Origin of the sequence: Vibrio sp. 10N.261.51.F11, assembly GCF_041471665.1 — a bacterium.
In the GTDB taxonomy this organism is placed as follows: Bacteria; Pseudomonadota; Gammaproteobacteria; order Enterobacterales; family Vibrionaceae; genus Vibrio; species Vibrio crassostreae_C.
This window is the reverse complement of sequence record NZ_JBFROW010000019.1, coordinates 90,900-108,336: the sequence shown is the minus strand read 5'-3', so window position 1 is coordinate 108,336 and position 17,437 is coordinate 90,900. Positions and strand designations below refer to the sequence as shown.

Sequence of the window (17,437 nt, the reverse complement as noted above, 5' to 3'; positions counted from 1 at the left end):
CTGTGAATGGCAGTCTTAAGAATCGCATGATGCAGACCACCCCTTGTAAAGTTCAGCGAATGAATTTGATTCTTTACTCTCAAACCCTAGAGCCCAAGAGTGTTCGATTTTTTTCTTCACCCTGCCTCTAAAGTGATTTCCCTCATCCCCAAATTTGTATGACGCCAGCCAGAACATTCGTTGCAACTCTTCATGGCTAGCATCGTATCTGTTACTCGCTGATAAAAACCGCGACCTGCTTTTCCAATGTCGCCAACAATCAACACTAGCCCGCTTAACTGTGACAAACTCTGAATTGTTAAATCGTTCCTGAACAAAAACAGCTCGTGTTTTCGTTTCTTTAAACCTAATAGCCCGCATGAAATGTAAACAATTAGCCTCTGGTAGCAATAAGTGCTCACAGCTATCGATAACACGATCCAAGCTAGAGTCTATTGCTGCATGAATCGAACTAAAGCGCTCGTCCGACCGTATCTTTGAGATACCCCTCATAATTTTCGACCATGATGCTCTAAATGCATTCAAGTTTTTAGGTTTCAATAAGGTCTGACAAAGCTGAGCTGCTGCTTGTGGGCTTTGAAATTCCAAAGTTCGACTTATTTGAGCGACTAAGTATGAATCAGGCTGACTCTTAAACGTCTCTGCTTGTAATAGGTTTACTACATCAATCTCATTTACCGCCTGCTGTAACTCTTCATATTCTGCGTGAGGGTCATCAGTGTAAGGGTCAAAATACAAATCAATTTCTTTAAGCTTCCCAGCCTCCTCATCATCAGAGCTAAGCTGAGCTGTAACAAAGTTCTTATAGTGTAATGCACTTAAAAAAGTCGTTTTAGTACGGTTAAGGGACAAACCGTAATCTGCAAGGTATCTAGATAATGAAGATAAGGCTTTGTAAGCATCAGATTGGCTGCTAGCGATCAAAGTATAATCATCAACATAACGGTGCCAAGCTATACCTGATGATGCAAGTAGTTCATCAATTGCATGCATTAAAACTTCAGCTAACACACGTGAGCACTGTCCTCCGACAGGAAGCCCAAATGACCTTCCTGAGCTCATTTGGTTAAGTATTCTGTCTAGCTGAGCAGAAACAGTAGAGTGCTCAGAGAAGAGATCACTTATCAGGTTTTCCAAGCGATGGTGATAAATATGTTCATAGAACCCCGATACATCGGTTTGAACGACAACTGACTTATCATCGGCTAACAAAGGCTCCTCAAGCGTTGTTGACTTGTAGGAATACCAAGAATGCTCTTGCAAAAACAATCGACTATCTTCATCTGAGTGTCGATATGAATGCGCTCCATCATGTCTAAGAGGAGCTAGCTTTTCAGAAATAGCAATTGCAAGACCATTTATGTATACATTCCAAAACGGGTGTATTTTAGTTGTGATCCGAAAGCCACTTGTCCCACTTGGTACAAGAAGTCGCTCATGAAAAATGGAAAGAGAGTCAATTGTCTGCCTAGCGCTCTTTTTTCCACCCTTGTCTAAGGTTTGGAAAAGATCGTAAGCAACCTTCGCAATATCGGCATGGCAATCAGAGATAAACCTGTTATCAAGATCAAAAGGGAGAGTATCGTTGTCTCCGTGAGCACCAACTTCTCTAGCAGCCTTGGCAAAATGCTCTAAAGTCACTTCTTTTGACATTTCACTACCTATTCTTGTTATTTGATAAAAAAAAGAGTACGCATAAAGCCGTACTCAATAAAAAGTTACTTTGTTGCTTTCGCTGCGCGTTTTTTGGCAGCTTCCGCTTTCTTAGCTGCTTTGGCTAACGCTTCAGCTTCCTCGCGGGCCTTAGCGATACGCTCTAGTAGCTTGTCGGCGGGTTCATCGTTTGGATCTTGCGGCACTAGCTCACCACGAAAGGCTTTGGCTAGAATACTTTGCGTAAGATTATCCACCTTTGCTTGGGCTTTTTTCACCTGCGCTTCGATTGTTTCAGCAAATGCGAAGTATTGGTCAACTAGGCGGACGATTTCTTTTTGTTCTTTAATTGAGGGGACATAAATCTCTAAGCTTTTAATCACTTTTTGATTCAAGTTAACCATGGTTGATCCAACCGACGCATTGTTGAAGTAACTCACAGCCAAAGGAGAACGAATAGCGTAGCAAAGATAGTCTGAAAGCAATCTCTCATTACCACGCAAAATCATAGAGCCTGTACCACAAAGTAATGGATTCTCTTCAACAGTTCGGATCACAGCAGCCCTCCCCATCTCACCTCTTCGACCAACAACTACATCACTATTCTTTAAATGCCACGCGCTAAGGGAATCGAATTTCGCCTTCGTTATGGACATTTGACTTGCTGGTTGTATCGCTCCGTCATTTATGTGCATTGGGTTTATAACTGATATCCCACCTTCTATGTAGTCAGACTTATGCAAAGCACTACCAAAAGGTCCCGTCTTTACCTCGACACCTGTTTTAGACAGCTCAACTAGCTTGGGAGCTACTTCCTGTTTATTACCCAACTTACCCGATACCGCTGAAGCCAGTACCGATTGGCGGAAGCGTTTGAGTAAATCAGGGATACTATCTAAACGCGCTTTGATGGTGTCGACCTGTGCCAATGCTTCATCGAGTTTTTCTACAATGCGTTTTTGCTCTAGGAGTGGGGCTACAACCATAGGAGCTTTTTTGCCATCTTTGGTTCCTAACCGTGGCATATTAACGCCATAGCTTACCGCATTAACATAGTCTCCAAACTGCCTACCTTTCAACCAGTAAAAGAGGAAGCGACTCTCAAATAGTTCTGAATTTGTTTTGAGGGGTACTATTTCCGTAGTACATATTCCATCTTCGGGTGCAATTAACATCTTATTCAAATACGGGCGTAACTTACCGTAGAGAACATCACCTTTATCAAAACTATTTTTGGAGCTTTTGGGGTGCCTCTCATCAAATGAACAGCGTTTAAGTAACTTAGATGAGTTTTTTTCGATATCCTCCAACTCTAGCACCCAGCTGTCAGCCGAAACTTTTTCGAGGTCTGCTTTTATAGTTTTACCGTAGTCAACAATGCTACCCAAATCCGTACGCACCCACCCTTTAGGTAACTGAACCATTATTCAATCTCCGATTTTTCTTCCAGTCCAAAGGCTTGCTCAAGGAGCTGCTTCTGCTGCTCAGCTTCATCATTTGCCCCAAGGCTTTGCATCAGTTGGTAAATTTCAGACATCGCTTCAGTGAGCTCCGCCATCGCTTCACCCGCTAGTACTTCTGGTTCTGGTAGATTTTCAGCGCTGGTAGCTTCTAGGTCTTTAAGCCATGAGATATCTAGGCTATCGCCTTTAGTGTCTCGGATATACTCTCGACTGAATTTTTTCCAACGGGTGTTTTCCGATGTATTGTCAGCGTCACTCTCAACTTCACCAAGTTGTTGCCACGCACCTTCACTTCGCTGTGATTGACCGTTAGCATCACTACCATAAGCTTCAATAAAGGAAGCGAAGTGTTTTTCAGTCAATGGACGTCGTTTACCAAAAGTATTCATATTGGTACGCATGTCGTACACCCATGTACTGGTCGTGCAGTTTTCTTCTTGGTCTGCATTTTCTGGCGTGCCTTTTTGGAAGAACAGTACGTTGGTCTTCACCCCTTGAGCGTAAAAAATACCAGTAGGTAAACGCAGGATGGTATGAAGGTTACATTTGTTCATTAGGTCCGCTCGAACCTTTTGCCCCACACCGGCTTCAAACAAGACGTTATCAGGGAGTACAACAGCGGCACGACCACCCGGCTTCAAGTGGCGATAAATGTGCTGCAAGAACGCCAGTTGCTTATTACTGGTTTCATAGGTCAAATCATCACGAGTTGGACCACCGCCACCTTTAGATGTACCAAACGGAGGGTTAGAAAGAATAAGGTTCACTTTCGGTAGCTGTGCCCCTTCGCCACTTAGGGTATTACCTTGATGAATAGCACCTTCGCCCTCACCTTCAATACCGTGCAATAGACAGTTCATCAAAGCTAAGCGGCGCGTAGAGGGAACCAGCTCCATGCCGTTATAAGCTTTGCGCTTTTGAAAATCTTGCTCTTTTTCACCTAAATCATAAAGGTCATCGGTTTTATCTTTAATAAACTCATGAGCAGCAATTAAGAAGCCAGCCGTACCTGCTGCGGGATCTTGAATAGTTTCCCCAGCTTTCGGATTCATTAACTTAACAATCGTGTCTATTAGAGAGCGTGGAGTAAAATATTGACCTGCACCCGATTTGGTTTCATTAGCATTCTTCTCTAACAAGCCTTCATACAAGTCACCTAGACCGTCTTCTCGCGCTGAGAACCAATCTAGTTCATCAATACGCGTCACCAATTGACTAAGGTGCTTAGGCTCTTTAAGACTTGTTTGTGCGCCTGCATAAATCGCAGCAAGCAATGGATCATGGTGTTTACCTAGATCAAGCAGCATTTGACGGTAATGGTCATACTGCTTAATACCAGTCTGGGTCGTAATATCTTGCCAACGACACCCTTCAGGCAATACATGCTTTGTGATACCAGCTTCCGCTTGTTCGGTTTCCATTTTAATGAACAACAACAGCACTAATTCGGTCACATAGTCAGTATAAGTAATACCGTCATCACGTAGTACGTCACACAGTTTCCAAAGTTTTTGTACGATTTCATTGTTGTTCATTTTGCTTTTTCCTAGCATGTACACAGCTTGTTTTACGTAAACGAGCTGACAAAATACAAATAAAAATAATTAGGCTGAGTGTATCACTCAGCCTTTAAATTAGCTTTGGCCTTATGACCGTTCATGTACTGATTGACGACAATACCACCAGCACCGCCCTAGAGCGGAATGCAGGTTTTGTTAACCTTGTTGCTGCCAAATGTGCTCATTTAGTGCAGCTAAAACTTGCTCTAGCTGCCCGTTCAAACGCTTATCTAACCCCATAGAGCCACCATCTTGAGCAAAACTTCGATTAATATCATCCGTTTGTAAGACGATTTCTTTCTTAAGTTGCTTAGCAATGCGATCCAACCATTTGAGCTGAGGCTTAGTCCATGAGTGCATGGCATAGATACTATCCATTGCCATATCAATACGTCGCTCATAAGGCATTAGCGCTTCACCTAGCGCCGCCCTGCGTATGTGACCCACTATCGACGCTGCAATATCGCGATTCGTTGTCTTCTTCCATGCGCTTTGTAAATCGGCTTCTTTAAAATCTTGGTTATCCAATAAGATACGAATCTCTTTTAACTGAGCACGAGTTAGCTCTTTGGGCTTACTCACAACGGCATTAAGAGCGGCATTACTATTAAGATTGTCTTTAATGAAGCGTTCAAAGGCGGTGAGATAATCCTCTGGTTTACTGTAAGCGGAAAAGTTCTGCTCTCGAATGATAAACTCATCCTCATGATCAGAAATAATGTATTTCTCACCACTATTTAGCATCCCTCGCACACTCTCAACTCGCTTAGCTAAACTACTGTTCTGCTTTAGCATTTGTGCTGCTTGCTTAGGTCCAGCTTGGTGCAGTTGCTGGTGGATTTTATCAGCAGGACATCCCCACTCTTGTTCAATACTCTCCAGCTCTTGTTTCAGGATTGGGTCTTTTTCTGCTCGTGTCTGCGCCTTGCGCATAACACGCATGACCTTTTGGCTTAGTTCATCAAGAGCATCTTCTGCAAAGCTACGTCCTTCTTCACTACCTGCTAAATCAAGATTACGCTCGTCAGACACTTCATCAATCAATTGCTCAATTGTAATATTCGGTCTTTTAACCACTGGCTTCATGGTGTTCACTTGCTCTAACGAGGCATACAGGTCAACCGGGTCAAAGATTCTAAATACGGTTTTTCCAATTTCATCACAACGACGGGTAGCTCGACCTAACATTTGTTCGTACAAAATGCGCGACTTAACTCTGCGCATAAAGACAAGATTACAAATCTTAGGTACATCAATGCCTGTAGTAAGAAGATCGACCGTGATCGCTACATTAGGAAAGGTTTCGTTTTTAAACTTACGAATGGCTTGCTTCACTTTATCCGTGCTACCCGTAATTTTTTGCACGGCATGAGTAGGAATATCGTCACCGTGAACATTCTGGAGGGCTTCCACCAGTAAGCGTTCAACTCTATCTGCGTGTTGGTCTGTAACACAGAAGATCATGGTTTTCTCTTGGCTGGTTGGATCGATATCCTCAGCTAGAGCTTCACACACCGTACGATCAAAATTCTCGTTAATCACTGTACGGTTGAAATTCTCAACATTAAAATCTAGCTCGTCCTCAAGCTCTACACTATTTACTTCTCCAGATAAGGTATCAACAACGTCGACTTGCTCACCTTGCTTAAATTTAATACCAGCTTGGTTGAGCCTTGTTTTATAGGTGATAGGAGTTTCATGGTCGATAAGATAATCTTCAGCCACCGCCTCACGATACGAATAAGTGTAAACTGGGGGGCCAAAAATCTCTGCGGTATGCGCTGCGGGAGTGGCAGTTAAACCGATTTTTACAGCATCAAAATAATCAAGTACACGACGGTAACTAGAACGATAAAGGTTAGGGTCTCGCGCTACTAACTCAGATTCACCCAACTCTTGATCCAATGTATAACCACGGTGAGCTTCATCAACGATAATACAATCGTATTGATCAACGGGTAGGATCACCGCATTATCATTGTCGCTATCTTTATCTTCAAACAAACGCTTCACCATGGCCTGCACGGTCGCAACATGTACGCGAGTCTCAGCCTCTGGCAACTTATCTGACATTTCTTTTATGTCATAGATTTTGGACAAACGACGCTTTTGCTCTAAAGGTGTTTCATCAAAAGCTTCAGTCGCTTGATCTCCTAAAGCAGAGCGGTCGACGAGAAATAAGATACGTTTAAATCTTTCCGTTTTGAGGAAGCGGTAAAGCAGACCAATGATTGTACGAGTTTTACCAGTACCTGTAGCCATGGCTAATAAGCTTTCACGTTTATTTTGAGCTAGTGCTTCTTCTACCGCGATAACGGCCTTTTTCTGATATGGTCTCAGCCCAAGGTACTCAAACGGCTCAACAACCATCTCTTGCTGTGCTTTATGGTGATCTCGATGCAGTAAGTCCAGCAGCCCTGCGGGGCTAATAAAGCTCTGACAGGCACGTTTTGCATTAGATGCTAAACGACAATCACGGAACCATGTTCCGCTTTGCTCTTGCATTTGACGCAAGAAAGGCTTGCCATTACAAGCAAAGACAAAAGGTAGTTTATAATTGGCCTCACCTTCATACCCTTGCCACGATTCACTGCGCCCAGCCTCTATCCAAGCAGGCTTAATCTCGTCTTCAAGGTCAACGATACTTTGGGAGTCAAACTCTCTGCTATAACGCTCTGCTTGAGCAATTGCACCTGAGACGTTAATGCGTTTTCTTTTCGCTTCAACTGCTGCAATGGGGATTAAGCCAACAAACAAGACATAATCAGCACGATGCTTCTGTCCCTGCATTTCCCACTCTGCAATTGCCATATTACGTCCTTTCTCAGGACGAACACCTTTGCGGTAATCAAGAACAACCGAGTCAGCTTCCCACCCAGCATCTCGTAACTGCTGATCGATAATGAATCGAGTTTGCTCTTCCGTTAAGTCAAAGCGGCTATTTTTAAGTATCTCGACACGCTGCTTGAGCGTTTTAGCTTCTTCAGCTTCATCGAGGTTGGTCGGTTGTTCTTGGCTGCGCTCACGTAATTGGGTTTCTAATTCACGAATGCGAGCTTTGGCTTTCTCTACACTCATTGAATCATTGGCTTCTAATACGGATAGCTGCTGCTTGAATCCAACCAGAGATTTGAATTGACGGTGTGGTAGAGCAAGCTCAACTGATTGCTGCGCTTCCAACTGCTTAATTACTTCTTTTAGCCGCGCAATCTCTTTCTTGGATTGCTCGACCAATTCTGCTGTTTGCTCTTCAACTGGCGGAACATACTTTGGTGGCTGAAAATTAGCTTCACCTGTCTTAACTCGATAGTAAATCGTCGCAGCTTTGTGAGAGATTTCTAAAGCGTGACCTGCTGCAACCGGATTATTGTAATAACCATGAGCAGCTTTGTTGCCATGCTTTCTCAGTGCATGAAATATTGTTAATCGTTCATCATCTAAGAATCCCCGGCTTCCCAACTCTTTTAGCTGGTCAAACGTAGATAAATTCGGGGCGAGCTTAACTAGCTCTGCGATAAAGCCAACGATCTCTTCGGAGAGTAAACGAACCTTAAACAAGGTAGTGTGAGGATCTTGGTGCAAATTGCGCTCAGCAGAAAGCGCAATCGCATACAAGGTGTCATTAACCCCTTGTAAAAAATCAAAGTTTGACGAAGCCATGAGTGTCCCTGAGCCAACTGAAACCTAGATGCAGTTTACATGATTTCATATTTATCCCATTCGTAATTTCATTATTACGTAAGAGAAGACTCACATTTCGCTTAAAAAACATCAAATTGTGACTCAGGAGTGTATCTGTATTTAAGGCTCATCTTTCGTTAGATCTACTGTTCTATAAATAAGTAATATCCATAAAGGATAAGAACGAAGGCTGAGAAACCTCAAAGCACTTCCCTAGCCATATCCCCCGATCTTCCCATCTGTTCAAAATCCCCGACCTTATGCGCACGCCTTACTTCAACAAACTTGCACGCTCGATGCATATCGACCTGTTGCCATAAATGACGGTTAGCTACTGGCTTCTTATCAGATTTTCGCCACCCCTTTGCTTTCCAGTTATCTAACCATTCATTGAATCCTTTCACACAATATTCACTACTCGAATACAGGCAGTCTCCATCTTTGGCATAAGCTATAGCTTCTATCAATGCGATAAGCTCTAACTCAGCACTATCGGCAATCTCACCGACTAATAGATTATTTTCGTCAACTAACTGCCCATCGTAGTTATAAACACTGATCCCAATCCCACCCTGTAGGTTTGATGCGTTTCCTTTTGATGTTGCGATACCGATATAAATTGCACAGTTTTCTTCATTCATGGTCTTGCTCCTTTGTTAGAGTTTTGCCTACCATTTTGGTAATGCCTTAATTGTTGCAGTGGCGTTGATTCAGTCTTAATGGCTTGGTCTTTGAGCCAAGCGCATTTCCATCCAGTTATTCACCTCTTCTTCTACCCAAGCGACAGCCCTATCTCCCAGGCTTACCGATACAGGAAAATCACCCTCGTCCATTTTTCTGTATATCGCCGAGCGGCTTAATGCGGTTTTCTCAATCACTTCTTTTAGCTTTAAAAATCTCATGGGACGTTCTCCTATGCCTGTGGTCCTCATGGGATAAGGAGATAGTGTTAAAAAAAATGAGGCTGGTTCGGCTGACTCTGATTCAAACTTTTTTGAGGTATATGTCATTAAAGTGAATGACCTAAAGCCTGATTAAAGGAGAACCAAAATGAGAACACTTTCACCACCACTACTCTCACAGCAAGAGCATGAACATCGCGTTCTAGAAAAGGCAGCAGAGATATTAGAAGATCGTTATGTACGAGGAGATGTATTTACCAATCCACAAGCTACCCGAGACTATTTACGATTTAAGATAGGCGGCAGTGAACGCGAAGTGTTCGCCGTCATGTTGCTAGATAACCAACACCGATTAATTGAGTTTGAGGAGTTGTTTCAAGGGACGATTGATGCGGCAAGCGTCTATCCAAGGGAGGTTGTAAAGACTGCTCTGAAGGCCAATGCGGCGGCGGTTATCTTTGCTCATAACCATCCATCAGGCGATCCTGAGCCGTCCCAAGCAGACAAGCGCATCACGACGAGATTGCAAGACGCTTTAGCGCTCATTGATGTTCGAGTTCTGGATCATATTGTTGTCGGGGAACAATGCACATCGTTTGCAGAGAGGGGCTGGTTATGATTGAGAAACACTATGGTGACATCACCCTCAATAGCAAACTCCACCAGCAGTTAGAGCAAACCATAGCTCGCTACTCGATCCCTAAAGACACGACACGCATTGCACTCAACTGCCGAAATACAAGCTACTACAAAACAAAGGAAGGGGTCGCCCCTGTAGAGATTCAGTTAAAGCGGGAGAATTCACGCTCTGATTGGAATTTGGTTTTCGTGGCCAATTTTACTTATCAAGACCAAGCCACCGAGTCGCTCGATGTGTATCTCTATTTCCACCTACTTAATCACTGGTGCTATCAACCAGATGCGGGGGCAGCGAGCCTGAGCCACCCTGTCACAACAAAAGTGTTCCAAGCCTGGATGTGCGCTTTCCATGACCATTTAACTCAGCATGTCTTCGATGACATACAGCTCACTCAAGTCCGCTAAGACTAACCAATCACCCTACTCGTTCACCTAAAATCAAGGAGGCATCATTATGTCTACTCTGCTCTTTCATCCATCAAGCTTACCTGTGTCAGACAAACTTCATGCACTGTTAAACAACCATTTTCAACAACAATTAACCCAGAGTGAGTCAATAGCCCAAAGTACTTACCTGACGTTCAACTTTCGAGATAGTTCATACAGCTCAGAGGCTGGTGGATTTCACCCTGTTGAAATCGCGATGACAAAGATCTCCAGTGGTCTATGGAATGTCGAATACATCACTGATTTTGCTTACGTTGGGAATGTGTATCCAGAATTGGCGCGATGTCTAGACTTTGATTTTCGAGACCAAGCGTTCTTTACAGAGTTCGGGGGATGGAGCCCAATCAAGGGTAACTATTCCGCTGTAGAGATGTTCGAGCTTTGGCAGGATAACTTCTTAAGCTACATAGATATGGAAGCGTTTGACTCTATATCTATCACTTCGTAATGAGAGAACACCCCGTCCGGGTCTATGTCACGATACAAAGGCACCGGACCACTACAGCCATCAAAAGTCGTACTTCGGAGAGAGCTAACCTTATATGTAGCAAGGCCTGAATGACTTTTCATCATTGACTCCCTCCCCTCGACTTATCACGACATTATCGATAAGTGATAACAATCATGTCCAATATCTCCCCTTTGAAAGAACAGCTCACAAAAGTGCTTATCAGAGCCGCTCTCGCGAGTTGTCATTACCTTAATGAACAGTATCAGCACTTTAAAAAAGAGGTTGAGCAAAGCTCAGATCACGAACTGTTTGAATTCGTTCAACGCCTTTCTTCCGCCCATCTGAAACGGCTCTTAGCCACTATTGAGTTGATGAACAGAGGTTATCTACTGAGTGAAGTTCTAGAAGCAGCAAAGGATAAATAATGGCCTTTCCCGAGGTCATTTAAATTCAAATATACAGCCCATTTCACATAATCATTATCCGCTATTTGAGTGAGACGTTATTTGTCTCACCCATCCTTATCCTAATGCCATCAGTGATGGTTCATAGACACCCAACTAAGGATTAACAATGACCACAAATAATGTACTGCATCATACCAATGATGAAGAGCTCATCGCTTTAATCCAACGAAAAGAGTCGTTCACCTTAACTCGGGTAAAAAACTTCTCTCAGACGGTGAAAAAGATTGAACGGCTTATAGAGGCTCAAAATCTATCTTGTCGAATATACACAGCAGGTCGCTCTACAACGATGGCTGCCACCTTGGCTTCCGGCCCTGCTGTCATTTTTGGCCTAGCTTCAGCAGCCGCAATATCGGCGCATAATTTAGCCACAAGAAACCCAGACTATGAAATAGCTAAATACCCTTTCGCAGACAAACTCGTCATTAACTACAAGAAGTAATCGTATCAGGCTGTGTGGCCACCAGCCGATCCCTAATCACGTTGATTCTTTAGCTCATCACTTAAATGTGTTGAGGCGATTGATCACGTTTAAATTTTGGTGGTCCCATGCCCTCTAAACCGAACAAGCAACGCATCGAACATATTGAGTTGGTGTTTGAAGTTTACTCTCTCATCCCAACTCAACGAAAGATCACAGCGAACGAAGTTCATCAACGATTAACAAACACGGGCATTGAACGCTCGAAACGCACAGTACAACGCTGCTTGAACATCTTGACGACTTATCTAGATGTGGAAAAAGACGATAGAAGCCTCCCTTATAGCTATCACAGGAGAACCCACCCTATATTCTCCTTGGGACCACAAGAATCTGTGCTTCTTGAATTCGCTTTTGAGAACTTGAAATCAGTTCTTCCTGAAAGCTATCTATCAAGTGTGCAATGCACTTTTATGCCCTTGCTATCAACGAATCATAACCTAAGGCCACGTAGTCATGTTCGACGTAAGCAGCCCTATCACAAAGGCGATTATGACGTAGCTGTCTTTGACAAACTTTGTCTATCCATCTATTACCAACGCGAAGCTCGGCTCCACCTACGTAACGAACAAGTACTTCAATACGTTTGTCCACTTGGGTTGGTGTTAGAGAATGATTGCCTTCAATTGATCTACCAGTTCAAAAAGCGTATTTGCGCGGCTCCTCTCAATCAAATTCAAGACATTTACGTCAGTACGTTCGAGTTCACCTACCCTGAAGGATTTTTACTATCTGAGGCCATTACCTCTAAAGAAAACTCAAGACCAAAATGTTTAACTAACCACACAAGGAATGATCATGAAAAATACTAAGTTACTCAGGACAACTCTCGTCAGCTCTATTGCTTTAGCTCTGACAGCTTGCGGAGGGGGATCCAATAGCAGTACCCCACCTAGCGACCAAACACGCTCAATATCAAGCATGAGTGTTGTTAATGATGGTTTTCAGACCTTTAAGCCTCGCGCTCACGATCTAACTGGTTATCGAGCATACTCTAGAGCAGCCGCGTTCAATATGCCTTTAGATGACGGGCAAAGTGCTTACGTTTATGAGAACTCAGAAAATGGTGAAGTCAGCTCGATTAGCTTTGAAGGCGATGATAATGAGAGTGTTGCGACTCCGACTATCGATATGATCGTCGACCTCAATACCACCTACTCCGCAATCAACATGAGTAATGTCACCGTCACCGTGGATGACGTGGTGTATGAAGGCAATTACACCCTCATACAGGACAAGAATACCGGTGATCTTCATCCATTGGTCGAGAGCGGTGTTCCTATCTATAAGAAGGTGGAAGCTGAGCATGAGGCTTGGGTCACCAATACACGCTTTTCCCACAACGGAGACAGCACACGTATTTACTTAAGGCACAGTGATGAACTCAGCCTGCATAAAGCAGAGCTTATTGATGGTACGTTTGTCATTTCTAAAGTCTTTGATGATTACTTCAGAAACAACGTCATTTTATCAACAGGTGATATTGTCACCGTTCCTTGGAGTGGTGATAGCTTAACGTGGCTAGAACCAGACGGTACCGAGCACAACTTTAGTTACGATACGTCACTGTTGTCTGTTCCATTTCTATACGCAGATAAACTTTATGCAATTCGAGATTCCGATGATGCACTGATCGAGCTTACGTTGAATGGCGCTACCTTAGACCAAACTGATGCTCTATGGACCACCAATGGGTACAGACCGTCCTCCATGAGTGTGGTCCGTAGTGATTATAAAATGCATTCAGATTGCTCTGTGTATCAGTTCGATGATACAACCAAAACCATTACACAACTCGAACCCTCTAAAGCGCATAGTGGCCACGTAGCCAATGCAGGCCAAACCTCACTGTACTGCATGTACTCAAGTGCCGATGATAATAGTGCATTACCTAGTTTCATGCGTTTTGATGTCAATAAGGCTGAACTTAACCAACCCGCTACAACGACACTCGATGCTTCTAGTGGTACTAAACTCGATGCCAATGAACGAATGGCCGTCGTCAGCGATAATGAACTGATGTTCTATCAATATCCAAGTGGGACCTTTACCGAGTACTACATCAACTTTGACGCTGGTACTACAGTGGAAAAAGAAGTGAGTTCAATAACGGCTATTAAGATGCAAACCGTCACTCAAAACTAATTATTTAGAAGGATTAATGAGGGCGATATTCTGCCCTCTTTTTTTAGGTTCGAGAGCACCCAAAACTTCGTGATCTATCGCCGTAGTGCTTGGTCTCAACCTTAGCTAAATAGCTGACTCGTTTAAACAGGCTACCCACCTGTTGGTCAAATTTATCTGAGTTTTGCTCTAACCAATAGGTAGGGTTGTCTGGGAAGTGGACTAAGGTATCACCTTCATTGGCTTTGATATCCAACGCTCGACACCACGCCTTCTTTATCATGTCTGATAAATTGCCTTTTTGATCAAACCTTCCAAGAGAATGGTACACGTCTTTGTTCAATAACAAGACAAGGTGGTAATGGTGACTCAATGACGTGCTTCTTTCTTTACACCAAGCATATCGAACCTTACAACTACGAGCAGTCTGACCTCTACTTTTTTTTCGACTGAGGTCAGCTTGAATCTGAGCATCCAGCGAAGCAATAAAGTTCTTGATGACTCCAGTGTCATCGAACAATAAAGACTTAGCTAAACGTAGGTCTACTCTAATGGCTGTCGTACGAGGGTGTTGTGTGACGGCTTTATCAATCGTGTCATACAGCTTATCAAGGTAGCTAAGAACTAAACCACCTTTTAGCTTTAAGATTGGCAATCCATTGAATGTATCATTGGTCGTTGTTTTAAGTTTTCTCATCATTATACCTTTGGGGTGAATGTCTCTGGTATAGGATGATTGGGAGTGGTTATTTAATGAGGTGAGTATCTTTATTGAATTGGGTTTGGTAAGGGTAAGTTGATGAATGGCATATACGTAATATTACCATACCGCAATAACGATATCTGAACATGCTCCGGACGAATCATTCCATTCTGGTTTTAACCCAAAATACATGATGTCAACGTTACAGCTCAATCAATTCCGGGTAATAAACTCGAAATTCCAGCATTTGAAGTTACTCTGAAATTAAGTTACGTAGCGGCTACATCCCCACCTCTCTAGGATTGCTACTTAGATAATGGGTAAGACTGAACTCTAAGCTCATATTTTACTGTCTTTGGGAAGACTATTTCTTTTTTTAACGAATGGTAATCAGTACTTTCGCCAGACTTTACTTGAGCATCAAGCTCTGACAAATATTGGGCCTTTGTCTTAGTTTCGGGCTTCAAATGTACAAAGAAAAATTTAGAATCAAAATAAAAACCGCATGACAACCCGAAAGACGGAAAGTAGAGACCAAGTTTATCAGAATGATATGACTTCAAGTCATGCAAAATCACATTGATATTTCTAAGTCCATTTGTAACCAAGCATTTTTTACGCAATACCTTCTGTAATGAAAACGATAAATTTAAGGATAGATATAAAATCACTCGTCCTAAAAACACTCTTTCAGATTCTAACTCCTCTAATTTATCTTCTTTCTCGCTTAGATACTTCTCGGAAAACATTGTTCCATTATCAATGTTCTTTTGAAAACACCCATCATCCCAAATGGCCTTCGATACCGCTTCCAATGACGTTTTATCAAAAGTCTCATGATTAAGTGACTGAACTTGATTCCAATAGTTTTCCATAATGAAAACCACTACACGCTCTAATTGCCCCATGATCGGCAAATGAAACTGTGAAACACCGTTGAATGCTTTTGGGTCCAATTGAGCTACCGAGAAATCAAGAATACGCTTTTCATTCCTTTGAGATAATTTTAACGCACCAAACAAAAAAGCCATTTTAAAAGGAAACTCAAAATCAAAATCGATTTCGAGTAACTCTAATTCACTTTCAAACTTAAACGTTAAGAATTTTTCAGGTATCTCATAGGTAAGAGACTCTACGTTATTTATTAAAGTCGCGTCTTTGCTCAAAGGATTGTGTGTACGACCAAAAGGTAGATTATGTAACTCGATAAAGTATCTATTGCTCATTTTACCAAAGTAAGAACGAAAAGATCCGCCTCTTCCAATTGCCTTTATAAAACCAACTTTAAACAAGGCCTCTAACTGTGACTTTAAGCGACTCTCAGAAATCCCCCCCATCAACTCCCTAATTCTTTTATTTGTCAGGTTTCTAACAAAACCGACTTCATTAGAATGCATTACAAAAATGACTATCAAGAGCAAATTGGAGTTTCTCAGCTTAAAACCTCCTTCTGAGTCTTTAAATTTTTCGATTTTCAGTCGTGTATCTAAGGAAAACAGCTCATTCATTATTTTATTCCTAAAGCATGTATTATCTACCGAAAACCTTTCAAGATAATCCAGCTTGAATGTGAACTGCCTTTCTCTCTTAATAGATGAACCAACACTCCCCCGACCTTTTTCTTTAAAAAGCTCAATGACCGTTTGCGTTGTTTTATGAGAAACACCAAAGTCATTTTTCAAACGAGAGGCAGATATATCCACCACTAAATTTGGTGTTCTTATTAAATCTAAATGTAAAGCAAGAGATAGAAATCGACACTCAGGTGAAAGTTCAAGATCTTGGCTCAACAACTCACTAATCAACTTCATAATTCACTACACATACCCTATTTAAAAATCAAAATCTTATAAAACAAACAATAATAAAACAACTTTAAAATACGGTTTTAAATTGATACAGTCAAATGTCATAGTCACATTTGGACATAAACTCATGAGTGAAAAAACTATTGAAGAGAGAATGAAATGGCTTAACCCTGATGATGAACATTTAGCAGATTGGTTCAGAGCTTATGCAGATAGTCGAGAATGGATCTGCAAATATGTATATAAAGAAGAGCAAAACATTGGCCTAATCAGTAGCAGTAACGCTATATTTTGTGAAAAGTTTTTGAAGAATTGGGCAAGTAAAGGAAGCATTACCAGTAAAGATAAACATAGAATAAACCTCCTAAGAAGTGCTTGGTCTAGTCACAAAAATTCGAAAAGCAAAGTAACCCTATCATTAAGCTCTGAGGCAAAAAAATCGTTAACCTTTTTATCTGAAATTAATGGCATTACCAAAACAGAACTAGTGAAGGAACTATTAATAAACGCCCATGAACTGTTCAAAATACAGAAATCTTTAAAGAAGATACTAAGACGTCAACCCAATGCAAATGAGTTCAATAAGAAGTTTGACTTTTTAAGTGAGATACTTAATCACAGTAGTCTTACGGAAGAGGTTAATAACTTAAAATCAGAAAATAGGCTGTTAAAGCTAGAACTAGCTAAGCTGGGGGGTTGTAAGCCAAGTAGCAAAGAGAACTAAAACTGCTTGTGTTTATCGTTACTACTAAACTGATCTTTTGCTGTAATTAAAGATAAAAATATCCATAGGTACACCACAAGGTACACCGACAAAAATTAAACGCAAAAATAATACGTAATATCATAACCTTGTGACATTAATTCAACTTACGCCAGCCCACCAAACGTTTGGAAACAGCGTTATTTCAATAGGTTAGCGCCTTTTGGGATAGCGCTGTTTTTGTATGGGTGCCACAGTAAAGTGCCACACTTCATAAAGTCTATTCTCTTCCTTTCCCCGATTCAACACCTTGCATTATCATAATAACCTAACTATCTGAGTGTAAGGCGATTATC

General features: G+C 42.0%; 16 protein-coding genes. 8 read left to right on the top strand and 8 right to left on the bottom strand.

Going from position 1 to position 17,437, the window contains the following annotated elements:
* Positions 1-15: 15 nt before the first annotated feature.
* From AB4351_RS07355 to AB4351_RS07330, 6 genes are all read right to left on the bottom strand, one after another.
* Complete coding sequence (locus AB4351_RS07355; RefSeq protein WP_372125521.1) at positions 16-1,653, bottom strand: RNA-directed DNA polymerase; 1,638 nt, start codon at positions 1,651-1,653, stop codon at positions 16-18.
* A gap of 65 nt (positions 1,654-1,718) precedes the next feature.
* Positions 1,719-3,077: a restriction endonuclease subunit S gene (locus tag AB4351_RS07350; protein WP_372125519.1), complete on the bottom strand. Its 1,359-nt coding sequence runs from the start codon at positions 3,075-3,077 to the stop codon at positions 1,719-1,721.
* Positions 3,077-4,651 carry an N-6 DNA methylase gene (locus AB4351_RS07345; protein WP_372125517.1) on the bottom strand — a complete coding sequence of 525 codons (1,575 nt, stop codon included), beginning with the start codon at positions 4,649-4,651 and terminating at the stop codon, positions 3,077-3,079. Before AB4351_RS07345 ends, AB4351_RS07350 begins: the two co-directional genes overlap by 1 nt.
* Before the next feature lie 180 nt (positions 4,652-4,831).
* Entirely contained in the window at positions 4,832-8,335 is a 3,504-nt protein-coding gene (gene hsdR / locus AB4351_RS07340) for a type I restriction-modification system endonuclease (RefSeq protein WP_372125515.1), read from the bottom strand.
* A gap of 221 nt (positions 8,336-8,556) precedes the next feature.
* Entirely contained in the window at positions 8,557-8,997 is a 441-nt protein-coding gene (locus tag AB4351_RS07335; RefSeq protein WP_372125513.1) for an RNase H family protein, read from the bottom strand.
* A 75-nt stretch (positions 8,998-9,072) separates the two neighbouring features.
* Entirely contained in the window at positions 9,073-9,258 is a 186-nt protein-coding gene (locus tag AB4351_RS07330) for an AlpA family transcriptional regulator (RefSeq protein ID WP_065103595.1), read from the bottom strand.
* Between the two features lie 148 nt (positions 9,259-9,406).
* Between AB4351_RS07330 and radC the strand changes: the two genes are divergently transcribed.
* The 7 genes from radC to AB4351_RS07295 all read left to right on the top strand — a co-directional run bounded on the left by radC (position 9,407) and on the right by AB4351_RS07295 (position 13,888).
* Complete coding sequence (gene radC / locus AB4351_RS07325; protein ID WP_009846898.1) at positions 9,407-9,877, top strand: DNA repair protein RadC; 471 nt, start codon at positions 9,407-9,409, stop codon at positions 9,875-9,877.
* Complete coding sequence (locus tag AB4351_RS07320; protein ID WP_372125512.1) at positions 9,874-10,302, top strand: DUF2787 domain-containing protein; 429 nt, start codon at positions 9,874-9,876, stop codon at positions 10,300-10,302. The genes radC and AB4351_RS07320 overlap by 4 nt, the downstream gene beginning before the upstream one ends.
* 49 nt (positions 10,303-10,351) lie before the next feature.
* Positions 10,352-10,792 carry a DUF2787 domain-containing protein gene (locus AB4351_RS07315; RefSeq protein WP_372125510.1) on the top strand — a complete coding sequence of 147 codons (441 nt, stop codon included), beginning with the start codon at positions 10,352-10,354 and terminating at the stop codon, positions 10,790-10,792.
* Between the two features lie 176 nt (positions 10,793-10,968).
* Positions 10,969-11,220 (top strand): hypothetical protein, encoded by a 252-nt coding sequence (locus AB4351_RS07310; RefSeq protein ID WP_372125508.1) that lies wholly within the window; start codon positions 10,969-10,971, stop codon positions 11,218-11,220.
* A 148-nt stretch (positions 11,221-11,368) separates the two neighbouring features.
* Positions 11,369-11,704 (top strand): hypothetical protein, encoded by a 336-nt coding sequence (locus AB4351_RS07305; RefSeq protein WP_372125506.1) that lies wholly within the window; start codon positions 11,369-11,371, stop codon positions 11,702-11,704.
* Between the two features lie 107 nt (positions 11,705-11,811).
* Positions 11,812-12,555, top strand: a complete 744-nt coding sequence (locus AB4351_RS07300; protein ID WP_372125504.1) for a hypothetical protein — start codon at positions 11,812-11,814, stop codon at positions 12,553-12,555.
* Positions 12,542-13,888: a hypothetical protein gene (locus AB4351_RS07295; RefSeq protein WP_372125503.1), complete on the top strand. Its 1,347-nt coding sequence runs from the start codon at positions 12,542-12,544 to the stop codon at positions 13,886-13,888. The genes AB4351_RS07300 and AB4351_RS07295 overlap by 14 nt, the downstream gene beginning before the upstream one ends.
* A gap of 43 nt (positions 13,889-13,931) precedes the next feature.
* On the opposite strand, the gene AB4351_RS07290 is transcribed toward AB4351_RS07295, so the two are convergent.
* Both AB4351_RS07290 and AB4351_RS07285 read right to left on the bottom strand, forming a co-directional pair.
* Positions 13,932-14,567, bottom strand: a complete 636-nt coding sequence (locus tag AB4351_RS07290; protein WP_371707811.1) for an inovirus Gp2 family protein — start codon at positions 14,565-14,567, stop codon at positions 13,932-13,934.
* Between the two features lie 308 nt (positions 14,568-14,875).
* Complete coding sequence (locus tag AB4351_RS07285) at positions 14,876-16,381, bottom strand: hypothetical protein (protein WP_372125501.1); 1,506 nt, start codon at positions 16,379-16,381, stop codon at positions 14,876-14,878.
* A gap of 124 nt (positions 16,382-16,505) precedes the next feature.
* On the opposite strand from AB4351_RS07285, the gene AB4351_RS07280 reads away from it, so the two are divergent.
* Positions 16,506-17,102 carry a hypothetical protein gene (locus AB4351_RS07280; protein ID WP_372125498.1) on the top strand — a complete coding sequence of 199 codons (597 nt, stop codon included), beginning with the start codon at positions 16,506-16,508 and terminating at the stop codon, positions 17,100-17,102.
* Positions 17,103-17,437: the final 335 nt, after the last annotated feature.